Source organism: Psychrobacter sp. TB67 (genome assembly GCF_000511065.1).
Lineage (GTDB): Bacteria > Pseudomonadota > Gammaproteobacteria > Pseudomonadales > Moraxellaceae > Psychrobacter > Psychrobacter okhotskensis.
Genome location: NZ_AYYA01000006.1, coordinates 60,214 through 82,757, shown reverse-complemented (window position 1 = coordinate 82,757; position 22,544 = coordinate 60,214). Strand labels below are relative to the sequence as shown.

The window sequence follows — 22,544 nt, the reverse complement described above, 5'->3', positions numbered from 1 at the left end:
GACTATGCCTCCTTATCATTAGAAAACGTAGAATGGCTCTCAATCCATTCTAGAACCTCAGAGTTTCGCCAGGCCACTACGGTTGGAGACAGTCTTATGCTGGCAGGAAACCTACCATCACGACTCCACTGGTGTAAAGTCGTTCTCGAAAATGGTAAAAAAGGAAGGATAGTTTTTGCTCGTGACATGCCCTGGATCGGTAGCGTACTAATTGACTCATTTTTTAGTGACGCGTTACAGTCATTATCGTTATATTGATCGGTCATTTTATTTCTCCATGTGTACTGCAGCGACATGCTGCGGTACGTATGGAATATAGTAAAATAAGATAAGAATGTCATCGCAATTTGCGATCACTAAATCGCAAGTTGCTAATGTTAGCGTTTATAACGCTCATTTGCATCAGCAAAAATGTCTTCAATATTTCTTTGACCAAGTTTCGGAATATTTTCATCTACAATATGTTGAATTAAACCAGATTGAGTTGGCTTACCTGTGCTTTTAGGGCTTTCACTTTTAAAATGATATGCAGAGATATCAGGATTTAGTAACAAATCTTTAAGAACTAATATTAATGAGTAGGCACTATCTTTGACATCATTTTTTGTCTGTTGAGACTGAGATTTATCAAGTTTTTTTCTAAGTATTTCTATTTCTTTGTTTTTTTGACTAATTATTCTGTTTGTATCAGATAAACTATTTCTCAATTTTGGAAGTTCATGACTACTTTCAATAACTGTTATAATGTACTGTAAGTCATTTTTTAAGAATATAAGTTCATAATCATCTTTATTAATAGGCGATAAGGTATAACCTAAAATATTTTTGATTTCATCATTATTGAGATCTTTATCACCAAAATCAGCCTCAATTTTTTCAGGTATAAACATTTTGGGTCCTAGACTGACCTCTAAATTGCCTCCTAGATATGTGACACTTAAAGGTAGCAATCTGAAGACCCCTTCAACTAGTATAGATACTCCGAGATTCTTTGTAGCTCGCTTAGCATTTAAACTGAATAAAAGTTTTTCAATAAAGCGCTTTGTGTTTCTCAGACTTGTACTTGAATCATAGTCATGAGGGTGGATTGTTTCTCCAATTTCCAGGTTGCACATTTGAGTGCTGATAGTGTGATATAAGCTATCTGTGATTTCTTTTATACTTTTTTCTGGAACATCTTCTGCCTCTGTTACAATATCGACTGGACCGCTATAGCTTATATATGGTGTTAGACGATCAGTGTGGATCAAACGTACAATACTTTCGTCTTTACTATATGAGCGGTCTTCTGTTTTGAGAAGTAATTCCCTTACTTCGTCTAAAGTATAAAATAACTCTTTATTATAATTCATATTTTTACCTGTATTTGTCATTTTAAAGACCTGAGGTTTTGTTGGGCATACAAACATTACACCCCTTATTTTAAAGAGCTTACATAATCCGCCCATTCATCCATCATCTTTTGACGGTAATCTAAATGCTGAGCGCCGTTATAGGCTTTACTAATTTTATTTTCTTGCTCATGGGCAAGTTGTAACTCAATGGCTTCATGCATAAAGCCTTGTTCATGAAGTATAGTGCTCGCCAGTCCTCGGAATCCATGTCCCGTCATTTTATATTTATAGCCCATTTGATATAAAGCGTTAATAAAAGCATTTTGGCTGTAAGGTTTGCGAGTTGAAGGGTTGTAGAATACATACTGCTCTGAAAAATTCAGCTCTTTAATTTGTTTTAATATATCTATGACCTGTGGTGCAAGAGGCACAATGTGAGGTCTATCCATCTTCATTTTGTCTGCAGGTATACGCCAAATTTTATCGTTCCAAGCTATCTCTGACCATTCCATGAACCTAAGCTCATTGGTACGTACGAATGTGTAGCATAGAAACCATAAGCCTAATTTGACTGTGATATGCCCAGTGTAGTCATTGATATCTTGTAAGAGTTTTGGCAACTCTTTCGAAGTAATGCGACTATGATTTTTAGTTTTATGCGGTTTAATGGCCGCTGATAAATCTGCTGCTGGGTTTGAGGTAGCCACACCTATACGAATAGCATGCTTAAATATCTGTCCTACTTCTGCCATTATGCGGCGAGCCATTTCATTAGCGCCGCGTGCCTCGATACTTTTACCAATCGTCAAAATATCAGGCGATGTAATGTCGTCGATTAGTTTATGACCGATAACTGGTTTAACGTCACGTGTGTAAGCTGAATAGTTGCGACTAAATGTACTTGGCGCTAAAAAGGTTTTACGGTCTGCATACCAAGTCTGTGCAATACTATCAAAAAGCCTCGAGCCATCTTGCTCAGCGCGCTTTTCTTTTTTCTTGTCTTTTGGGTTAATACCTTCACTAATAAGCTGCTTTATTTCTAGGTTACGCTGTCGTGCTTGTTGTAATGTGATTATTGGGTATTTACCTAAAGTGAGTGACTGCTGTTTACCTTGCCAGCGATAAGCGCTGACCCAAACCTTATTACCTGTATGTCTTACCCACAGCTGTAGACCATCACCGTCACTGTGCTTATCAGGCCGGCTGGGGGTGCATTTTTCGCTTGGAGCTAATTTATTGATAATAGTATGAGTTAATGGCATGTTGGTATATCTCCGTGTTGGTATAATCTATACCAACAAATATACCAATATTCTATATAGTTCGCCATATACCTATATATTCCGAAACTTCTAAAATCCCCATAAAAAAAGGCTTGCCGCATCGCTGCGAACAAGCCTGATTTAAAATATGGTGGGCCCAGTAGGACTTGAACCTACGACCAAAGGATTATGAGTCCTCTGCTCTAACCAACTGAGCTATGGGCCCTAACGGTAGACGCACAATGATACCTGATTTTTTTTATTTTTCAAGTAAAAGTTAGCAAATCGCGTAGAGTATTTGACGGCTTGTTAATAACTGCCACCGGCCAGCGTCAAACTACGTCCACCATCTACCGCGACTATCTCGCCGGTTACATAACTTGCTTTAGCCAAATATAGCACACTATGCGCAATTTCATCAGGCATTCCTATTCTTTGCATGGGAATGGAGCTAACGATGCTTTGTTGTTGCTCATCATCAAGCGCTTGATCGCTATCAGTCTCAGGCAAAATATTGACTCCAGGGGCAACGCCATTGACACGTACATCAGGTGCCATATCGAGTGCGAGAGATTGTACCATCATTCGGTGAGCGGCTTTCGCCATGTTATAGATGGTATAAGTGCTGAATGGCTTATTGTGTGCATGGATATCGAGTAGGCTAATGATGCAACCTTGCCGTGCTTTAAGATAGGGATATAACGCTTGGCTTAATAGTAAGGGCGCTTTTGCATTAGTCAAAAACAATTCGTCCCATTGCGCGTTTTCGATACTACCAAGCGGACTCGGATAAAACCGTGACGCATTATGTACCAGCACATCGAGCTGATCAAAACTTCCTATGATATTTTGGATGAACTGGCTAAGAGCCGAGCTGTCATTAACGATTGCCAAATCAGCGACGATTACCACGGCACTATCGGCTCGATTTTCATTTAGCTCATTGGCTAGGGTATTTGCTGCATTCTTACTATGATGACAATGGATAATCACCCGATAGCCCTGATAGTGTGCGGCACGAATAATAGCGGCACCAATACGCTTGGCGCTGCCAGTCACCAGCATCACTGGTGCAACAGTATTTTCTGCTAAAGATATCTTAAGTTTTTGATTCATAGTTAGGTTTTAATAGACATTGAAGAGTGATTTCTAAGCCATCTTTTCAGAGGGTATTGATGACATATCGTGCGCTTGTAAGTGTTCAATTCTGGCTTGTCGCAATGCAGCACCAATCGCTGGACCTTTGAGGTCTGATTCGATATCTTTGACGCCAATAGCATGGAAGCTGCCTAGAGCTAACATCATCTCACGGTGCTGAGAGGCGAGCTGTAACACGTGACTGGTTACTAGCAGTTGCGAGAGCTTATCAGGCTCTTTATGAGCACTACAGGCTTGAATAAGGTCTATTTTTTCGCTCGGGCTCAACTCGTTTATACGCTTTAATTTTTCGTCTTGTTGCACGAATAAAGTCGCAAACTGAGTTTGGGCTTTTGGTACTTTGGCGGTGTTGCCTATTTCAGTAATGGCTTTTGTGGCAGACATCGTTTCACTGGGTACTAAACCGAATAACGCCGGATTAAGGCTCGACAGTAATAACGCCCAGCGTTGTGATAAGTTCAATTGCATTTGACCCGCGAAATATAGTGCGGTCTGTACCTTCTCTCTTATGTGACCGTTAATGCTCCACATCTGATGTAAGGGCGCAAAGTATTCTGTTAAAGCATCGATTTCGAACAGTTGCTGCCAGTATACCTGAGGAGAGACCTGCATCATTGCAAGGCTCGATTCTTGCCAAATGCGCTCGCTACTTAAATGTGTCAGTTCGCCCGAGCTGACCAACTGACGCATCAATTCCAGTGTTTCGCCAGCGATGATAAAGCCCAAGTCATAATACCGTCCATAAAAGCGCGCGACTCGCAGAACACGTAATGGGTCTTCGCTAAAAGCACTAGAGACATGACGTAGGGTTTTGCTTTTTATATCATCCAGTCCACCATAGTAATCGACCACTTCGCCACTGATAGGGGTGGCGTCAGTGAGGCTAGTAACTTCGATTGCCATGGCATTGACGGTCAAGTCGCGACGTTGTAGATCGTCTTTTAAGCTGATATCAGGACTGGCATGAACACTAAAGCCTTGATAGCCTTGACCTTGCTTACGTTCGGTACGAGCTAGCGCATACTCTTCATGACTGGTAGGGTGCAAAAACACAGGAAAATCTGCGCCGACTTGTTGAAACCCAGCAGCTATCATCTCAGCTACTGTCGCACCGACGACGACGAAGTCTTTGTCTTTGATAGGACGACCTAACAGTCGATCACGTACTGCGCCGCCGACGAGATAAACTTGCATAATATTCCCTAGGTATTGACCCAATTGGCATTCATAGCATGAATAGAAGTGGTACTGAGCAAAAAAAACCAGTCAATGCTTTATTAAAAGCGTTGACTGGTTTTAGTATAGCAGACCGTCGCGATAAATAAATTATAGCGACGGTCTCAATAGTGTACTCATACTATCATTGAGCTTCGTCCTTTAAATCCTGAGCTTCATTCTCTAGATCTTGAGCTTCCGTCACGGCAAGCGCAGTCATATTGACAATACGGCGAGCGGTCGCTGATGGCGTTAGGATATGGACTGGTTTATTCGCACCGAGCAAAATAGGACCAATAGAGGCGCTACCAGTTGCTGTTTTGAGCAGGTTAAAGGCGATGTTTGCTGAATCAAGCGTTGGCAAGATAAGCAAGTTTGCGGCACCTTTTAATGGGCTTGATGGCATATCTTCTAGACGAATCGCTTCGTTCAAAGCAGCATCACCTTGCATCTCGCCTTCAAAATCAAAATCAACATTCATATCGGTTAGTAATTGATACACTTTACGCATTTTGACCGCGCTGGCACGGTTTGAGGTACCAAAGTTAGAATGTGATACGAGCGCAACACGTGGCGTGATCCCAAAGCGGCGTAATTGATTAACGCCCAGAACGGTCATTTCAGCCAGTTGTTCAGCCGTTGGATCTTCATGGATATAGGTGTCAGCGATAAAAATATTGCGATCTTGCATAAGTACGGCATTCATCGCATAAAAATCTTTGACGCCTTCTTTTTTGCCAATGACGCTTTGTACGTAGTCTAAATGCAATTGATAATGGCTAAACGTACCACATATCATACCATCGGCATCGCCATTTTCGACCAATAGTGAGCCGATTAATGTGGTCTTGCGACGAACATCACGGCGGGCAAGTTCAATACTAACGCCTTTACGCTTGTTCTTCTCATAATAACCCTGCCAGTACTCTTTATAGCGTGGGTCGTCATCTTGATTGACGATAGTGATGTTCACGCCATCTTTTAGACGCAAGCCCAGTTTTTCGATATTGGCTTCGATAACTGAAGGACGACCAACCAAGATAGGTTGCGCCAGCTCTTCGTCGACGACGACCTGAACCGCAAGTAAGATGTTATTGTCTTCGCCTTCACAATAAACAATGCGTTTTGGTGCGGCTTTGGCACGAGCAAAAATAGGCTTCATGACGAAGGCTGAGTTATAGACAAACTCAGACAGACGTTGACGATACGCCGCAAGATCTGTGATAGGGAGCGTGGCAACACCGGAATCCATCGCCGCTTTGGCAACCGCAGAAGCGATTTCAATGATTAAGTTTGGCTCTAGTGGACCTGGGATTAAGTAGTCACGACCAAAACTTTTCATCGATTCGATGTTTCTAACATTGGTGGTCGGTGTCGCTTCAACGTGCGCCATGGCAGCAATCGCACGTACACAGGCAACTTTCATCTCTTCATTGACAGTTGTGGCACCGACGTCTAATGCTCCACGGAAGATGTAAGGGAAACATAAGGCATTGTTGACTTGGTTTGGATAATCCGAGCGACCAGTTGCCATAATGACGTCTGGACGCACAGCATGTGCCAACTCTGGCATAATTTCTGGTGTCGGGTTGGCAAGGGCAAAGACAATAGGGTCTTTTGCCATGCGACGAACCATATCTTCTGATAAAATTCCTGGCATGGATAGCCCTAGGAACATATCGACATCATCCATCACTTCATCGATAGTAGTGGCGGTCGTGTCACGAGCGTAGCGTTGCTTTGTTTCGTCAAGGTTTTCACGGCTGGTGCTAATGATACCGCGCGAATCTGAGACAATGATATTGTCTTTATTGACGCCAAGTGCGCAAATAATATCTAAGCAAGAGATTGCTGCTGCGCCAGCACCTGAACAGACGACTTTGATATCTTCAATTTTTTTGTCAGTGATAATCAACGCATTGAGCATGGCAGCGGCAACAATGATTGAAGTACCATGTTGATCGTCATGGAATACAGGAATGTTCATGCGTTTACGCAATTCACGTTCGATTTTGAAGCATTCTGGTGCTTTGATGTCTTCTAAGTTGATACCACCAAATGTTGGCTCAAGAGAAGCGACGGCTTCGATGAATTTATCTGGATCATTTTGGGCAATTTCAATATCAAAAACATCGATACCTGCAAACTTTTTGAATAGAACGCCTTTACCTTCCATCACTGGTTTTGACGCCAATGGCCCGATATTACCTAGACCCAGTACGGCAGTACCGTTGGTGATGACGCCGACCAAGTTGCTACGCGCTGTATACTTGGCAGCCAAGGCTGGGTCTCTTTGAATTTCAAGACAGGGTATGGCAACACCTGGTGAATAGGCGAGTGCCAAATCACGTTGATTGGCCAATTGCTTGATAGGCGTAACTGAGATTTTACCCGGCCTTGGGAACTCATGATAATGGAGGGCAGCTTGTTCAAACTGCTCTTTTTCCGTAGTAGGGTTATCCGTATTCAAAGTGATATCGTCATTCATAATAATTGCCATGGTTGGAATAAATTGGAATAGATTAAATGGTGATAAAAAAACTAACGCCTAACCCTCAAAAAACCATGAGATATGATGAGAAGAGGGTAAAGTCACACTAAAAAAATAAGTATCGGCAAAAGATAAGTATCGGCGCTTAGATAGCAGCGAAAAAAAGCAATCCTGCAAAATAGTCATTCTAGCATTATTGGCATTTCACTGCCTAGTCAACAGCTGTGAATTATGCGAATAATATAATTAAATGATATTCATCATTTAGCCCGTTGATAATGCCAAAGATTGGAGTCAAATATCAACCCCATTCCTATTATGTTTCAAAATATTACAGTATAGCAGGCTTATTAAGACGAACAACTAATCGGCATTTGCGGTGCATGAGGCGTAGGCGGCTTACTATCCAGTTCGATAGCGATATCTTGGACATTATAAGGGTTGGCAAGTAGCTCGAACACCCGATTAACTTCTTCAAATTGACCTTGTTCAGCGGCAGTAATGGCACGCTGAGCCATGCTATTACGCAGCACATAAACGGGATTATTCTCTCGCATGCTATCAAGCGCTTGTTTGACAGACACTGACTGTAACTGGGCCAGATAGCGCGTCGACCAATCTTGCCAAACTTTACTTGCCTCATCGGTGAGTCCTGCTGTCAGGGTAGACAGTAGCTGCTGCTCATGAGGATAATCATCTGGTGCTACGAGAGCCAATAATGCTCTAAAGCTATTGGTATAATCGAGTAAGTTATCTTCGAGCAAGGTGAGCCATTCAAAGGCCAAGGTTAAGCTCTCTTTTTCGTGCGGCAGACCGAGCTTACGGCACAGTCCCTGTTGGTAGTGCTGCATAAAGGTCGCCTCGTAAGGCGCCAAACAGTCAGCCAATGTCTCACGGGTGACTCCTTCTACGCGCATAAAATGCGGTAGCCAAGTATTGAGATTCCAATGCCCAATAGCAGGCTGATTTTGATAAGCGTAACGCCCAGTATGGTCAGAGTGGTTATTGATCCACGCCGGATCGAAGCGCTCCATAAAGCCAAACGGCCCAAAGTCTAAAGTGCTTCCTGTAATGGATAAGTTATCGGTATTCATCACGCCATGAGCAAAGCCGATTAGCTGCCAGTCCGCAATCATTCGTGCGGTACGCTCAACCACGGCGGTCAAAAATGCCAACACGGGTGTCTCGCTTTGGCGGCACTTTGGATAGTACGTATCAATCATATAATCGGTAAATTCATTGAGTAAATCAGGGGCGAAGCTGGCAATCCACTCAACGTGACCCAAGCGAATATGACTGTCAGCCACGCGCATCAATGCCGCGCCCGCTTCCATACGCTCGCGGCGTACCCGAGTATCTGAGACCACAAACCCCAAGGCATTGGAAGACGGGATACCCAGCTGAGTGAGGGCATGACCACATAAATACTCGCGAATAGTACTGCGTAACACAGCGCGTCCATCACCCATCCGCGAATAAGGCGTCAGGCCGATGCCTTTAAGATGTAAGTCTTGCAACGTATCATTATTGTCGAGCACTTGTGCCATGAGTAAGCCGCGCCCATCACCCAATTGGCCTGCCCATTGCCCGAACTGATGACCCGCGTAAGCCATGGCTAAGGGTTCAAAATCTGCTGGCAAGTATTGACCACCGAGTATCTCAACCCAGCGCGCCATTAAATCCTCATCATCTGCCCAGCCCAATTGCTGTGCCACCTGCAGGTTGAAGTGACCAATCCGTGGATTTTCTAGCGGTGTAGGAGGTTGTTTGTGATAGAGACGTGTGTCTAGATTGACGTAGGTGTTTTGATAGCGCATACAAGGCTTTCCCATCGGCTGATAAAATCGAATTATAAAGTGAGTAACTTACTATAGCATAGCCTTACCATTGCAGCGTTTCGCTCTGTCCATCTCTTGTAATCTATACCTTCAAATTTTGCCTAATTAATCCTGTCCGATTTCATGCGCCTTGCAGATAAATAAGTGCTGTGAATAAACGCTAAACAAAAAAATCCCTCTATCTATTACAGATAAAGGGAAGGAGAAAAGCAAAAATAAGAAAGTCACATTAACGTCACATTACGGGTCTGCTGTTAACGCTTAAGCGGCTTTGGAGCTGTGACCAATAGAGCGAAATGCTGTCTTTAAATTACTGTTATGCGCCAGTATTTTTTGTTCAACCTTGGCATAATCCTGTTTTAGCGTTTCTTCAACTTCATGCAAGCGATCAGCAAATTCAGTCTTTTTCAGCTCAATGGTTTTGGCTTTTAGCGCTTGCCATTCTTCGACCGTCTGCGTAAAGGCATCGTATTCAAACTTAATACGATCTTGGAAACTCTTCATCGCATGAGGAATATCAAGTCCGTTTGCGGTGGCATTATCAATCTGCTGTTGGGCTTTTTTGAACTGCATTTGCACTTCAGCATGCTTGATGGTGGTGTCGTCAACCGTACGCAATTCACTCGTTAAACCAAGTTTAGATAAGCCAACAATCAACCATTTAGTTGGGTCATATTGCCACCATTTCACACCATTACGATAGTCGTATTGGAAGAAGTGATGATAGTTATGATAACCCTCACCCCACGTAAAGATAGCAAGGAAAAAGTTATCGCGCGCACTATTGGTATCCGTATAAGGACGCGTACCAAACATGTGGCATAACGAGTTGATAAAGAAAGTAAAGTGGTGGGTCAATACCAAGCGCAGTAGACCTGCCAATACGAGCGTGCCCCAAACGTCACCGATTAACCAACCAACTGCCGCAACCATCGCAACGTTGGTAGCCAGTACCCATAAACCATAGTATTTATGCTGAATCTGTAGCACTTTATCTTTGGTCAAATCAGGAATGTTTTTATAATCAAAGCGACCACTAGGATAATTGCGTAACATCCAACCGATATGACTGAACCAAAAACCACGTCTTGCTGAATAAGGATCTTCCATGCGGTCATCAACATGACGATGATGCGTACGGTGGCCCGATACCCAGTCAAAAGCAGAGCCTTGAACCGCAAGGGTTGAGCCAAGTAATAGGAAGTTTTTTACCAAGGGATGGGCTTTATAAGCGCGATGCGACAATAGGCGGTGATAGCCTGCAGTGATACTAATACCGGTCCACACCATAAAGGCACCAAACACGCCCCAAACCGGCGCACTAACTTGATGGGTCATCAAGTACCATGGCGTAATGACGGCAGCAGCAATAGGCGTTGTAATCAGAAAAATCGCTGGAACCAGATTGATGGGCGACTTTTGAAATTCAAGCTCAAGCGGATCGATACCTTCATAGTTAGCGACTGCATTGGCATCTTTATAACCGCTCGTCGTCGCAAACTGCGTATCGGCAGCCTCATCAGTTTTGCTTTTGCCAGTATCAAGCCACGTCTTCACGCGCAGCGCCTGAGTGCCAGCATGCTGTATAAGCGTATCACCCGACTTCATGGCAAAACGCAAGCCCTTAAGTGGTAAGCCTATTACTTTTTTAGCAATCATGTAATATTCCTAATGATATTAATTTCAGCCTCCATATTACCCTAAAAGACTAGTAAAGTGAACAGTTATACACTAGAAAAATATTGCTAAATAACAATAACTTGTAGGAGTTATGGTAGTGATTAACCCAAATAATCCCTTACTTATCAGCAATTAAGTGAAAGTGTAAGTAAAAAGATAAATATGTGTGCGATAAAAATGTATAAATGACTATCAGGCAATTAATTAGCTGGCTTTTTTAAGCCATTTTCAAGCAAGTTTTTTGAAATATGACAAAAAGATAGGTAAGAAGTTCACTTACTTAGCGCGTGAGAAAATAGGTTGGATAATCGGTAATGATGACGTCGACTTGCCACGTAATAAGCTGTTTAATCGTCTCGCTATCATTGACGGTCCACGCGCTGACTGGCAGGTGATAACGATGACAGTGCTTAATGACTGCTTGAGTCAGCAATGGATAGTGAATACCTAGCTGGACGCAGCCAAGTTGCAGGGCAGTTTGTGGTGCGCTTAGCAAAGTTTTAGGGGTGCGAATCAGTAAGCCACGCAGAATATGTTGTAAGGTTTTATTGCGTTGCAGCCGCGCGTGTAATTCGACATCAAAGCTAGTCAGGACAATAGGTAAGCTAGCAATCGGGGTGTCAAGGAGATTACGTGTCAATGCATGTACCAACTGCGTGTAATTGGTACGCTCATGAGTCTTTATCTCAAGCTCTATATAGCTAAAATTGGTCAATGCTTGATATGCGCGGTCTAAAGTAATAAGTGGGTGTTTATCCTGACGATAGCGCTGAATCTCAGCGAGCGTTAATTGATCGATGCGCGATTGCTGACCACACATGCGTTGTAGATTGTCGTCATGGAATACGATTAATTGCTCATCCGCACTCAACTGTACATCAAACTCAACCCCTGCTAAACCTTGAGGATTGAGACGTTGAGCGTGTTCAAAACCTGCTAAGGTATTCTCGACTGCTTCACCACGCGCACCGCGATGACCGAGTAAAAGTGTATTGTTAAGATTTATCATAATGAGGAACTGTCGGCTATTTTTACGAGTAATGATATAGCGTCCAACCGACAGAATCTAACGAAATTTGCAAAATAGTTTTGGATTAAATACCGTCTTAGAGGGTTGTGATATTGAAAAGTAAGCTAATATTTGAAAGTTGTTTCAGGAATAGTTTGTTGCAAGTTTCCGCTAGAATTAAGCCCTTGTTTAAATATTCTTAGCGATGATATAAGTATGTATTTGTTATGTTTTTGCAACCAAACATAGGTTTTGGGCACAATGTAAGACATTATTTGTACAGCAAGGGGTCACACTAATGACCATCTCATTTAAACACCGTATAATAATGTGATTTTCAAATCTATCGCGGCAAGTGTTGCGATCTGAATGTCAAATACTGTCCATCGCTGACGGTAAGAATTAGTAAATTGGGAGCAAATTGAGTATGAGCGCAACAAAAAGCAAGTGGATCAAATGGCAGCACGTCGCCGGTATTAGTCTGATATGTGGTTTGGCCGTGACAGGTTGTGATCGCTCAGATAAAGACGATAGCGCTGAGACGACAGAGGCAACAGTAGAACAGCCAGCAGTTGACGATAATGTCATCACGCCTGCCGTCAGTTGTGATGATCCGATGGTACAAGACCGCTTGAAATCCGCGCTAAAAAACACGCTCAATCAGCAGGCTCAAACGTTGGCTGCCAATTATGTCAATGAGGCAGAAATCAGTCTAAATAGTGGTGTTGTCACTGACAAAATCAATGGTATTGTCATTGACGTACAAAATGCAGCGATCTTACAAGAAGCCAATAACAACGGCATGACCACTTGTCAGGCAAGCGTTAGCATGACTCTGCCAAGCGAAGATTTGTACCAGGCCAGTCAAGTACAAGCAGCCGGTAACCAGCCAAGCTTGCAGTCTCGCTTAGCGCAAAACAATATTCGTATCAATAATAATATGCTCGTTGACGACGCCTTTACTTATGTCGTTGGTACTCAAGGTGGTCAAGTTCGTACCCGTATTGCTGGACAACCGGCATTATTGACTGTGGTGGCAGATGTGATGGCAGGATCTGCATTTAAGTCAGCAGTTGATGAGCAACGTTCCCAGCGTGCCGCTCAACAGGCTGAGCGTCGCCGTGACACTGCACAGAACAATAATAACAACAATCAATCAGCGCCAACCCGTCAGCCAAGAACTGTGACGCCGACGGCCCCTGCTCGTCCAGCTGAGCCTGCTACGCCACCGACTATTAACAATCCAAGTAGTAGCCAAAATAACAGTCAGAGCAGTGCTACAGAAAATAATCAAGCAGCGCCAAGCACTGACACCAAAAAACCGGCAACCCAAACCTCGCCAAAATTAGTACCTAATGATGAGAGCATTGATATGGTCATCATTGAAGATGACAGTGCTACTTATTAAGTCATAAAAACGCAGCAGTTGCTACGTGATACAACTATAAAAAAGCCCGCTACATTAACGTAGCGGGCTTTTTTATAGAACTAACCTTTTTGGATAAGGTGGGATTGCTATAGTAAAACTACATCATTTGCCTTTATGCTATGGGTGACTATTTATCATTAGCAAAATCTTGCAAGACTTGATTGTCCCACAGCACCTCAGAGACTTGGGCAGGGTCGGTACAAAAACGCGCGGCAACGAACAACCAATCAGACAAGCGATTGATAAAGCTAACGGCAGTACTGCGAATCGCTGCTGGACGCTCTTGCTGCAATAGTACCGCTTGGCGCTCAGCGCGGCGGCAAACCGTACGCGCGACGTGTAGTTGACTGACCAATAGTGAGCCTGTCGGCAAGATAAAGTCCTTGAGCGGTGGCAGAGTTGTGTTCATCGCATCAATTTGTTGTTCTAGCCATTCAATATGGCTGGCATTAACGCCTTCATATTCTGGCATGGCGAGCTCACCGCCGATATTAAATAATAAATGCTGAATTATGACCAAGGCTTGAGCAAAGTCTAACTCTTTTTGCTGTTGTAAGCGTTCAGGCAGATGTTGTTGGTTTGCGTTTTCATTATCAGTAGCTTGTGTTAAGTGTGCCCGTACCAAGCCGATGTGTGAGTTGAGCTCATCGATATCGCCCATTACGCTAAATAAATTGTCGGCTTTACTTACGCGACTGCCATCTGCCATACCGGTGCTACCATCATCTCCGGTGCGCGTATATATTTTGCTTAAGCGATTGGCCATTTCTACATCCTTAACGGTTTTTATCATTGAATAGGGTTAGTTGCGCGCTCATTGTAGTATTTTCCAGCCGATTTCGCTAAGATAATGGGTTAAGTTTTATAAAGCGTTTATAAAGCGGTAACTTTCAAGTTTATAATCTTATTAGTCGCGGTTAGTGGCTAATAGTACGATACTCATATTTTATCGTCATCTCAATTTATCTATCTTGTTCTAATTAAAAGGCTTTTATACCATGACCACACCTCTTGCCGATGCGATGTCTCAGCTTGCCATTTATGATTCACTGACGGGCGGTAAACGTCAGTTTGTACCACTTAAAGCCGGGCAAGTAGGTATGTATGTGTGCGGCATGACCGTTTATGATTATTGTCATATTGGTCATGCGCGGATGATGATTGGCTTTGATATGGCAGTACGTTGGCTAACACAAATAGGTTATGACGTTAATTATGTGCGCAATATCACTGATATTGATGACAAAATCATCGCGCGCGCGAATGAAAACGGCGAGGCTATCAGTGCATTGACTGAGCGCTTTATTAAAGCAATGCATGAGGACTTCTCAGCCCTTGGCTGCTTGACGCCTAATACCGAGCCGCGTGCGACTGACCATATCGATGAGATGCAACAAATGATTGAGACGTTAGTTACCGGCGATTATGCGTATGCTGGCGATAACGGCGATGTCTATTATGCTGTAGATAGCTTTGCAGATTATGGTAAGTTATCAAAACGTAATCTCGATGATATGCAGGCAGGCTCGCGCGTTGATGTCGAAAACGACAAACGCAACCCGTTTGATTTTGTCCTATGGAAAGCGGCTAAACCTCATGAGCCGCAATGGGCATCACCGTGGGGTCAAGGACGTCCAGGTTGGCATATTGAATGCTCGGCGATGTCGACCAAGTGCCTAGGCAATACCTTTGATATCCATGGCGGTGGTCATGATTTACAATTTCCACACCATGAAAACGAGATTGCTCAATCTGAAGCAGCGACTGGCTGCGAGTATTCACGTAACTGGATGCACGTCGGCTTTATCAACGTCGATGGCGAAAAAATGTCTAAGTCATTGGGTAATTTTTCCACAATTCGTGATGTTATTGCACATTTTCATCCTGAAACGCTGCGCTTCTTTTTATTATCCAGCCATTACCGTAGCCAAGTAAACTTTTCGGATACGGCATTAGATGAGGCTCATAATAGCCTAAGCAGACTATACCAAGCGCTCAAAGTTGCTGAACAGCAAAAAGGTGAGGAATTGACGATTAATGAGTCTTTAATAAATGACGCTTACAGCAGCCCTGCTGGACAAGATTTTATCAAAGCCATGAATGATGATTTTAATAGTTCAACGGCGATTAGTGTCTTGTTCGGGTTGGCCCGTGATATCAATAAAGCGATCAAAGCTGAAGAGGTAGATACTGCATGGCAGTTGGCGCAGCAGCTCAAAGCCTTGGCACAGGTATTAAATATTCTGCAGCAACCAGTATCACAGTTTTTGCAAGCTGTCATTGGCGATCAAGCGGATAATGGTTTAAGCGATGCGGCTATTGATGGTCTAATCATTGAGCGTGCAGAGGCTAAAGCCAACAAAGACTTTGCGCGTGCCGATGAGGTGCGTGAACAATTAAAAGCGGCGGGCATTGAGCTTGAAGACAGCCGAGCTGGTACGACTTGGCGCCGTGCTTAATAGTGCTGTGTTTAATAGTGCTTTGCTGAATATAGAAGCTATCAACAATAAAGTACGTCAACTAATAAATTAAGTCAGCATTGCGCTGGCTTTTTTTTGTAGACTGCATTAGGTTAGAAACACACCGAGGCCAAGATTTTTCGTATGCAAAACTCCCTTAATTCTCTAAATACGACCCACGTTAAAAACGTCAATCATAACGCTAATGTTATTGAGGGTTCTGCTAGCGATGACAATGTTGTGCGTCATCATAGTGGACTGACATTTTTACTCAGTATGCTCGTCATGTTGTGCAGTGTGTTTTATATTCCAGCAACTGCGGCAACCGGTAGCGATACAACAGTTGATAGGCAAGACACTACAAAAAACCCTGAGATGGCAAAGCCAGAAAACCTGATAGATTATACAGCGCAGAAAATTGATCAATTCAAACAAGACGGCATTAGTGTCTCAGATATTGCAGAAGAAACCTTCAATCCTTTAGACAAGGATGCCGTGCAGCAGGCAGGCATACTGCAAGGAGATACTGGTCTCACTGGTGATTATAACGAAAGCTATTATTCCTTAAACAAGCTAAATGCAGGATTGCCGCCGTTAGCTGAACCACCGAATTTATCTACGCCGCTTGCCACATTAGAGTTTTTTCAGTCAGCCGTCATGAAGCAGCAGTATGACTTGGCCGCTTATGCACTCAATATGAACCTCATTGATGACAAGCTGCAGCGTAATCGGGCGATTGAGCTGGCCAAACAGCTTGATTTTTTGTTGGTTGAAAAGAAGCTGTATGTTTTTGATAAATTGCCAGACCGTCCTGATGGTTTGATTGAGCCACCGCTTGGCAGCACCAACAGTATTCAAGGGATTCCTAGACGCTCCATTCAGCTTGGTTATATCGATTATCGTGAACGTCGCGTACCGATACATTTGGAGCGTGTGCGCATTGATGATAGTGCGCCTTTTTGGATATTTTCTGCCCAAACGGTTGGTAATATCGATAACCTCTATGAGCAATATCATCCTGCAAAGTTTGAGCGTTATTTACCGGCGTGGACAAAATTACAGTTATTTAGTATCGCCATCTGGGAGTTTTTAGCATTACTTATCTTCTTCTCATTTACCATGGGGGTTGGCTGGTTATTGAGTAAAGGCGCAGGCAAGCTCCTTAATTGGTATGTTAGAGATAAAGAAGGCAATCGGCTGGGTACGGTTCACCATAATAGCGTGGAAGATTTGGTCAATAAGCTGACGGTACCCTTGACCTTTACCATCAGTTTTTCCTCGGTATTTACCTTGGTATCGGGCGGTTTTCCTTACTTGGATGCGGTCGCTTCATCGACACGTCCGATCATTTGGGTGGGATTGGTCTTTAGCGCGTTGTGGCTGGGTATTCGAGCGATTAATTTTTTTGCCAATCGCTACAAAGATTTGCAGATTGAAAATCTAGGCGACGAGCAGTTTGATAAAGGTCGTCGTCGCCGTACTTACGTTTCTATATTTCGCCGCATTTTTATCTTCGTCATGATCCTTGGTAGTATTTGGATTGGCCTCAGTGAGTTCACCAATATTCAAGGATTGGGTAAGACCTTGCTGACTTCCGCAGGTATTGCTGGTGCCGTTATCGGTATCGCCGCTCAGCCGATATTGGGTAATGTCATTGCTGGTATGCAGGTTGCCATCACTCAGCCAGTGCGTATTGGTGATACAGTCATGATGGAAGGTGAGTGGACGACGATAGAGGATTTGGGCTATACCTATGCGGTTCTGCAGACTTGGGATGAGCGCCGGTTGATTATTCCAATGCGCCACTTCGTCACCGAAATCGTAGAGAATTGGTCGCATACAGACTCGCATCAAACCTGTGTGATTTATCTCTACGTCGACTATGGCGCTGATATCGAAGCAATCAGGCAACAATATATCAAGCTGGTCAAAGCGAACGACTTATGGGACGGTGAAACTGAGCCTGAAATGTATACAGTATCCGTGTCCGAAAACACCATAAAATTACGCTGTAGCCAAGCGTCTGATAGTCCTATCAACGCTTGGCGGTTGGAGTGTCAGGTACGCGAGCAGATGTTAAGTTATTTATATGCTGAACAGCAAGCTTATCTCCCCGCTGAGCGCTTGATATTTAAAGACACTAGCGTATAAGTTGGAACGGTCAATAGGTATAGTGGACAGCAAGCAAAGTGGCAAAAACAGACAAACTATTGATGTTAAAATAAGCTAACAAATAAGCATGCGATTTGCTTGTTTATTTGTTATAATATGGCGTTATTTTTAAGGGATAACTGAGCGATTAAAGATAAGAGGTTGCAGTATTTGTGTCTTCTTACCACTGATAAATCAATAGCTGTTTTCCAGTGTCTTTGTTTACTGATAAAAAATATCTAATGACAAATAACAACTGGTACATTGCTTATTATCTAAAGCTCTATGATTCAAAGCCTTTCATAAATAAGGGTTGAACGTCGTAAAGTCATAATGGTGATCTTGATTGATTGTCTTAATGCGAAAATCCCACCCATCAAAATAACCACCACTAGGGGTCTGTATGTTACGAATTGTCGATGAAGCCTTTACCTTTGATGACGTTTTATTGTTACCAGCCTACTCTGAAATTCTGCCAAAATCTGCTGATCTGTCCACGCGTCTGACCAAAAGTATCACACTGAATTTGCCATTAATCTCGGCTGCTATGGACACGGTCACCGAATCTGAAATGGCCATTACCATGGCACAGCTAGGTGGTTTGGGTATCTTGCATAAAAGCATGGATATCGATAAGCAGGCCACGCAAGTACGCCGCGTCAAAAAATTCGAAGCAGGAACCGTGGTTGATCCTATTACCGTTCACCCTGAAATGACAATTGGTGAATTATTAAGATTGACTCAAGACAATAATATTTCAGGTGTACCAGTGGTAGAGAAGGGTACTGATAAAGTCGTTGGTATCGTGACCCATCGTGACTGGCGTTTTGAGACCAATTTGTCGTTACCAGTTAGCCATATCATGACGCCAAAAGAGCAGCTAGTCACCGTGCAAGAAGGTGAAAGCAATGAAAATATCAAAAAATTGCTGCATGAGCACCGTATCGAAAAAGTGATCGTGATTGATGAAGACTTTCGTCTGCGCGGTTTGATTACGGTCAATGACTTTGCCAAAGCTGAGAATAATCCAAATGCGTGTAAAGATGAGCAAGGTCGCCTACGGGTTGGCGCTGCTGTCGGCACTGGCGCAGATACGCAAGCGCGCGTTGAAGCCTTAATCGCCGCTGACGTCGATGTTATCGTGGTCGATACCGCCCATGGACATTCAAAAGGCGTGATTGAAAAAGTCTCTTGGATCAAGAAAAATTTCCCTCATGTACAGGTCATCGGTGGCAACATCGCTACCGGTGATGCAGCCATCGCACTACGTGATGCGGGCGCTGATGCGGTAAAAGTTGGCATTGGTCCTGGCTCTATCTGTACCACCCGTATTATCGCTGGTATTGGTGTACCACAAATCTCGGCCATCGATAATGTAGCCAGCGCTCTGAAAGATAGTATCCCATTGATTGCTGATGGTGGTATTCGCTTCTCAGGTGATATGGCAAAAGCCATCGCTGCTGGTGCCTCATGTATCATGGTTGGCTCCCTAATGGCTGGTACCGAAGAAGCTCCAGGCGAAGTTGAGCTATTCCAAGGTCGTTATTACAAAGCGTATCGCGGTATGGGTAGCTTAGGTGCGATGTCAGGCCAAAACGGTTCATCAGATCGCTATTTCCAAGATGCCAAAGATGGGGTAGAAAAACTAGTCCCAGAAGGTATCGAAGGTCGCGTTCCTTACAAAGGACCAGTGGCAGGTATCGTCAATCAGTTGGTTGGTGGTTTACGCTCATCAATGGGCTATACTGGCTGTGCGACTATCGAAGATATGCGTACCAAACCACAGTTCATTAAGGTGACGTCTGCGGGGATGAAAGAGTCGCATGTTCACGATGTGCAAATTACCAAAGAAGCCCCGAACTATCGAGTAGATTAATTCATATTCTGTAGTCCTACTGACGTTGATAATTGCTGACAGACAGTAGGATAGTGACATCAAGATACAAACAGCCAACAATGCCCCGTCATTGTTGGCTGTTTTTTTTGTAAAATACACAAATAGAATATACTGGTTATTGCCTTGCCTACGCGCACGTCTGGCGTTTCATTTTTAGACTTGAGGAACATTTATAATGAGCTACTTTGGCACTGATGGTATTCGCGGAAAATTTGGTGAGTTGCCGATTACCCCTGATTTTATTTTGAAGTTAGGTTATGTGACTGGACTGGTGCTCATAGAAAAAAATGACAATCCTACTCGTAAACCGAGCGTAGTGATTGGCAAAGACACTCGTCTATCAGGCTACGTCATTGAGGGAGCACTTCAGGCTGGCTTTAACGCAGCTGGGGTCGATGTACATATGCTTGGCCCATTGCCAACACCCGCTATCGCGCATCTAACCCGTAGCTTCCATGCGGATGCAGGCGTCGTTATCTCAGCATCGCACAATCCATACTATGACAACGGCATCAAGTTCTTTTCAGCTGACGGCAAAAAACTCACTGATGAGATGCAAGCAGCGATTAATGATAAGTTAAAAGCTATCATGAGCGACTCTAATAGTGGCGATGTACTCATGCCTATTCTTGATCCAGCACAATTAGGTAAAAATAACCGTATCAACGATGCCAAGGGTCGCTATATTGAATTCTGTAAAGGCAGTTTCCCTTATCAGTATGACTTAGATCATCTGACTATCGTTGTCGATTGTGCCAATGGTGCAGGCTACAGCGTCGCCCCAAGAGTCATGCGTGAGCTGGGTGCCAACGTGATTGCTATCAATAATACGCCGGATGGTATCAATATTAATGCTGACTGCGGCTCGACCCATCCGGAGAGTTTACAAAAAGCAGTGCTTGAGCACGAAGCAGATGTTGGTATCGCCTTAGATGGTGACGGCGATCGTATCGTGATGGTTGATGAGGCAGGTAATTTAGTTGATGGCGATGGCATTTTATACGTGCTTGCCACTCAGGGAAAGACGCCTGCAGTGGGAGTGGTTGGTACGCTCATGACTAACATGGGGCTGGAGTTGGCACTAAAAGAGGCCGGTATTGCCTTTACGCGGGCTAAAGTAGGTGACCGTTATGTCATGCAAGAGCTTGCCGCTCATGACTGGATACTAGGCGGTGAACCATCTGGGCATATATTGTGCTTAGACAAAAGTCGTACCGGTGATGCGATTATCGCAAGCTTGCAAGTATTGGCCGTTATGCAAGCACAGAATAAAGCCTTGAGTGACCTCATGGAAGGCTTTGAAATTTTGCCACAAAAACTGGTCAATGTGCGCTTGTCTACCATGCAAGATCCTTTTGAGCATGAAGAGCTGGTCGCCGCTTTTGATAAAGCCCGTGCCACTCTAGAAGGTCGTGGTCGTCTATTGATTCGTCAATCGGGTACCGAGCCAATGATTCGAGTGATGGTCGAGTCAGACGATGAGATAGAGTGTGATGTGATGGCCAATGACTTAGCTGAGCAAATTAAGGCGGTATTGGGCTAGGGCGTGTCTTCAATTCACTCGATAGTCATCTAAATGGACTAAAAATGGCTAAATCTTGCCAAACATCGTCAAATAGCTGGTTAATATCCCAATATTATCTGCGCTATTTTTCTCGTTTGACGGCAATTTATCTCATTTTTATCAGCATTTTTGAAATGAGGACACGCCTTAATAATCTCAACAAATACATCATCAGAAATTGTGATCAATGTTATTCAATCAAGGAAGCAGTATGAGCATGGACTTTACCGATCAACGTCTCTCCTATGAGAAGGGCGCACTTGATCAACAGTCAATACCCGCCTCGCCATTTGAGCTATTAAAAGCGTGGATGAATGAGGCACTAGCACAAAAAGTGCAAGAACCATATGCCATGAGTTTGGCAACATGTGGGGCAGACAACAAGCCCAGTGTACGTATCGTATTACTGCGTGAGATTACTGAGACTGGTATTGTTTTTTATACCAATTATGAAAGTGCTAAAGGTCAAGATATCGCTGAAAATCCCAATGCAGAAGTGCTGTTTTTTTGGCATGAGCTTGAACGTCAAGTTCGTATCAGTGGTTCTATTGCTAAGATTGATACTGCAAAATCCGCTGCTTATTTTCAAAAGCGTCCACACGATAGCCAAGTAGGGGCTTGGGTCAGCCAACCACAGAGCGGTGAAGTGGCCAGCCGTGACGTCATGGAACAGACCTTTGATCAGCTACAAGCTGACTATCCAGACAATAGCCAAGTGCCAGTGCCAGCATTTTGGGGTGGTTATGAGATTACCATTGAGCAAGTTGAGTTTTGGCAAGGCCGTGCCAATCGTATGCATGACCGCATTGTGTATACCCAAGATAGCAAACAGAATAATGCCAGTTGGACAACTAAACGTTTACTACCATAAAGTTAAATGAATAAGTGTAAGACTGATATATTTCAGCTTGTTTTAATGCTAAAAAAACCACTTTAAATCCAGTTATATTGGTATTTAAAGTGGTTTTTTTATGCTGGAGTGTATTCACTATGCTCTATAGTCAAGATATACTAAAAACGCGACGATATTGCTGATATCATTTTTTTGTGACCTCTG

At 43.6% G+C, this 22,544-nt stretch carries 16 protein-coding genes and 1 tRNA gene; 6 read left to right on the top strand and 11 right to left on the bottom strand.

Annotated features, from left to right (window positions below; genetic code table 11):
* Nucleotides 1-2 precede the first annotated feature (2 nt).
* From W293_RS15875 to W293_RS0101040, 10 genes are all read right to left on the bottom strand, one after another.
* On the bottom strand, nucleotides 3-188 hold the full coding sequence (locus W293_RS15875) for a helix-turn-helix transcriptional regulator (RefSeq protein WP_227502338.1): 186 nt from the start codon (nucleotides 186-188) through the stop codon (nucleotides 3-5).
* Nucleotides 189-377: 189 nt separating this feature from the next.
* Nucleotides 378-1,373, bottom strand: coding sequence for a hypothetical protein (locus tag W293_RS0101085; RefSeq protein ID WP_143007416.1), 996 nt, complete (start codon nucleotides 1,371-1,373; stop codon nucleotides 378-380).
* 44 nt (nucleotides 1,374-1,417) lie between these two features.
* The gene (locus W293_RS0101080) at nucleotides 1,418-2,596 is read right to left on the bottom strand and encodes a tyrosine-type recombinase/integrase (protein ID WP_025650692.1); all 1,179 of its coding nucleotides are present in this window, start codon (nucleotides 2,594-2,596) and stop codon (nucleotides 1,418-1,420) included.
* Nucleotides 2,597-2,745: 149 nt separating this feature from the next.
* Nucleotides 2,746-2,822, bottom strand: a tRNA-Ile gene (locus W293_RS0101075).
* Nucleotides 2,823-2,905: 83 nt separating this feature from the next.
* The gene (locus W293_RS0101070) at nucleotides 2,906-3,712 is read right to left on the bottom strand and encodes a pteridine reductase (RefSeq protein WP_025650691.1); all 807 of its coding nucleotides are present in this window, start codon (nucleotides 3,710-3,712) and stop codon (nucleotides 2,906-2,908) included.
* Nucleotides 3,713-3,745: 33 nt separating this feature from the next.
* Nucleotides 3,746-4,948 (bottom strand): tRNA nucleotidyltransferase, encoded by a 1,203-nt coding sequence (locus tag W293_RS0101065; RefSeq protein ID WP_025650690.1) that lies wholly within the window; start codon nucleotides 4,946-4,948, stop codon nucleotides 3,746-3,748.
* A 166-nt stretch (nucleotides 4,949-5,114) separates the two neighbouring features.
* The gene (locus tag W293_RS0101055) at nucleotides 5,115-7,457 is read right to left on the bottom strand and encodes an NADP-dependent malic enzyme (protein WP_037024869.1); all 2,343 of its coding nucleotides are present in this window, start codon (nucleotides 7,455-7,457) and stop codon (nucleotides 5,115-5,117) included.
* A 353-nt stretch (nucleotides 7,458-7,810) separates the two neighbouring features.
* Complete coding sequence (locus W293_RS0101050; RefSeq protein ID WP_025650688.1) at nucleotides 7,811-9,277, bottom strand: protein adenylyltransferase SelO; 1,467 nt, start codon at nucleotides 9,275-9,277, stop codon at nucleotides 7,811-7,813.
* A 282-nt stretch (nucleotides 9,278-9,559) separates the two neighbouring features.
* Nucleotides 9,560-10,957, bottom strand: coding sequence for an acyl-CoA desaturase (locus W293_RS0101045; RefSeq protein WP_025650687.1), 1,398 nt, complete (start codon nucleotides 10,955-10,957; stop codon nucleotides 9,560-9,562).
* Between the two features lie 301 nt (nucleotides 10,958-11,258).
* Entirely contained in the window at nucleotides 11,259-11,987 is a 729-nt protein-coding gene (locus tag W293_RS0101040; protein WP_025650686.1) for a glycerophosphodiester phosphodiesterase, read from the bottom strand.
* Between the two features lie 427 nt (nucleotides 11,988-12,414).
* Between W293_RS0101040 and W293_RS0101035 the strand changes: the two genes are divergently transcribed.
* Nucleotides 12,415-13,395 carry a hypothetical protein gene (locus tag W293_RS0101035; protein ID WP_025650685.1) on the top strand — a complete coding sequence of 327 codons (981 nt, stop codon included), beginning with the start codon at nucleotides 12,415-12,417 and terminating at the stop codon, nucleotides 13,393-13,395.
* Between the two features lie 148 nt (nucleotides 13,396-13,543).
* Here W293_RS0101035 and W293_RS0101030 read toward each other — a convergent pair whose 3' ends face one another.
* On the bottom strand, nucleotides 13,544-14,182 hold the full coding sequence (locus W293_RS0101030) for a cob(I)yrinic acid a,c-diamide adenosyltransferase (RefSeq protein WP_025650684.1): 639 nt from the start codon (nucleotides 14,180-14,182) through the stop codon (nucleotides 13,544-13,546).
* Nucleotides 14,183-14,414: 232 nt separating this feature from the next.
* Here W293_RS0101030 and cysS point away from each other — a divergent pair, with 232 nt between their 5' ends.
* From cysS to pdxH, 5 genes are all read left to right on the top strand, one after another.
* Nucleotides 14,415-15,875 carry a cysteine--tRNA ligase gene (cysS, locus tag W293_RS0101025; protein WP_025650683.1) on the top strand — a complete coding sequence of 487 codons (1,461 nt, stop codon included), beginning with the start codon at nucleotides 14,415-14,417 and terminating at the stop codon, nucleotides 15,873-15,875.
* 144 nt (nucleotides 15,876-16,019) lie between these two features.
* Nucleotides 16,020-18,026 (top strand): mechanosensitive ion channel family protein, encoded by a 2,007-nt coding sequence (locus W293_RS0101020; protein ID WP_025650682.1) that lies wholly within the window; start codon nucleotides 16,020-16,022, stop codon nucleotides 18,024-18,026.
* A 403-nt stretch (nucleotides 18,027-18,429) separates the two neighbouring features.
* Complete coding sequence (gene guaB, locus W293_RS0101015) at nucleotides 18,430-19,902, top strand: IMP dehydrogenase (protein WP_025650681.1); 1,473 nt, start codon at nucleotides 18,430-18,432, stop codon at nucleotides 19,900-19,902.
* 196 nt (nucleotides 19,903-20,098) lie between these two features.
* The gene (glmM, locus tag W293_RS0101010) at nucleotides 20,099-21,466 is read left to right on the top strand and encodes a phosphoglucosamine mutase (protein ID WP_025650680.1); all 1,368 of its coding nucleotides are present in this window, start codon (nucleotides 20,099-20,101) and stop codon (nucleotides 21,464-21,466) included.
* A gap of 238 nt (nucleotides 21,467-21,704) precedes the next feature.
* Nucleotides 21,705-22,358, top strand: a complete 654-nt coding sequence (gene pdxH / locus W293_RS0101005; RefSeq protein ID WP_025650679.1) for a pyridoxamine 5'-phosphate oxidase — start codon at nucleotides 21,705-21,707, stop codon at nucleotides 22,356-22,358.
* Nucleotides 22,359-22,544 lie beyond the last annotated feature (186 nt).

Coding starts and splice junctions, on each gene's coding strand:
- W293_RS15875 (WP_227502338.1), bottom strand. CDS start 188: ATGTCACGAGCAAAAACTATCCTTCCTTTTTTACCATTTTCGAGAACG.
- W293_RS0101085 (WP_143007416.1), bottom strand. CDS start 1,373: ATGACAAATACAGGTAAAAATATGAATTATAATAAAGAGTTATTTTAT.
- W293_RS0101080 (WP_025650692.1), bottom strand. CDS start 2,596: ATGCCATTAACTCATACTATTATCAATAAATTAGCTCCAAGCGAAAAA.
- W293_RS0101070 (WP_025650691.1), bottom strand. CDS start 3,712: ATGAATCAAAAACTTAAGATATCTTTAGCAGAAAATACTGTTGCACCA.
- W293_RS0101065 (WP_025650690.1), bottom strand. CDS start 4,948: ATGCAAGTTTATCTCGTCGGCGGCGCAGTACGTGATCGACTGTTAGGT.
- W293_RS0101055 (WP_037024869.1), bottom strand. CDS start 7,457: ATGAATGACGATATCACTTTGAATACGGATAACCCTACTACGGAAAAA.
- W293_RS0101050 (WP_025650688.1), bottom strand. CDS start 9,277: ATGCGCTATCAAAACACCTACGTCAATCTAGACACACGTCTCTATCAC.
- W293_RS0101045 (WP_025650687.1), bottom strand. CDS start 10,957: ATGATTGCTAAAAAAGTAATAGGCTTACCACTTAAGGGCTTGCGTTTT.
- W293_RS0101040 (WP_025650686.1), bottom strand. CDS start 11,987: ATGATAAATCTTAACAATACACTTTTACTCGGTCATCGCGGTGCGCGT.
- W293_RS0101035 (WP_025650685.1), top strand. CDS start 12,415: ATGAGCGCAACAAAAAGCAAGTGGATCAAATGGCAGCACGTCGCCGGT.
- W293_RS0101030 (WP_025650684.1), bottom strand. CDS start 14,182: ATGGCCAATCGCTTAAGCAAAATATATACGCGCACCGGAGATGATGGT.
- cysS (WP_025650683.1), top strand. CDS start 14,415: ATGACCACACCTCTTGCCGATGCGATGTCTCAGCTTGCCATTTATGAT.
- W293_RS0101020 (WP_025650682.1), top strand. CDS start 16,020: ATGCAAAACTCCCTTAATTCTCTAAATACGACCCACGTTAAAAACGTC.
- guaB (WP_025650681.1), top strand. CDS start 18,430: ATGTTACGAATTGTCGATGAAGCCTTTACCTTTGATGACGTTTTATTG.
- glmM (WP_025650680.1), top strand. CDS start 20,099: ATGAGCTACTTTGGCACTGATGGTATTCGCGGAAAATTTGGTGAGTTG.
- pdxH (WP_025650679.1), top strand. CDS start 21,705: ATGGACTTTACCGATCAACGTCTCTCCTATGAGAAGGGCGCACTTGAT.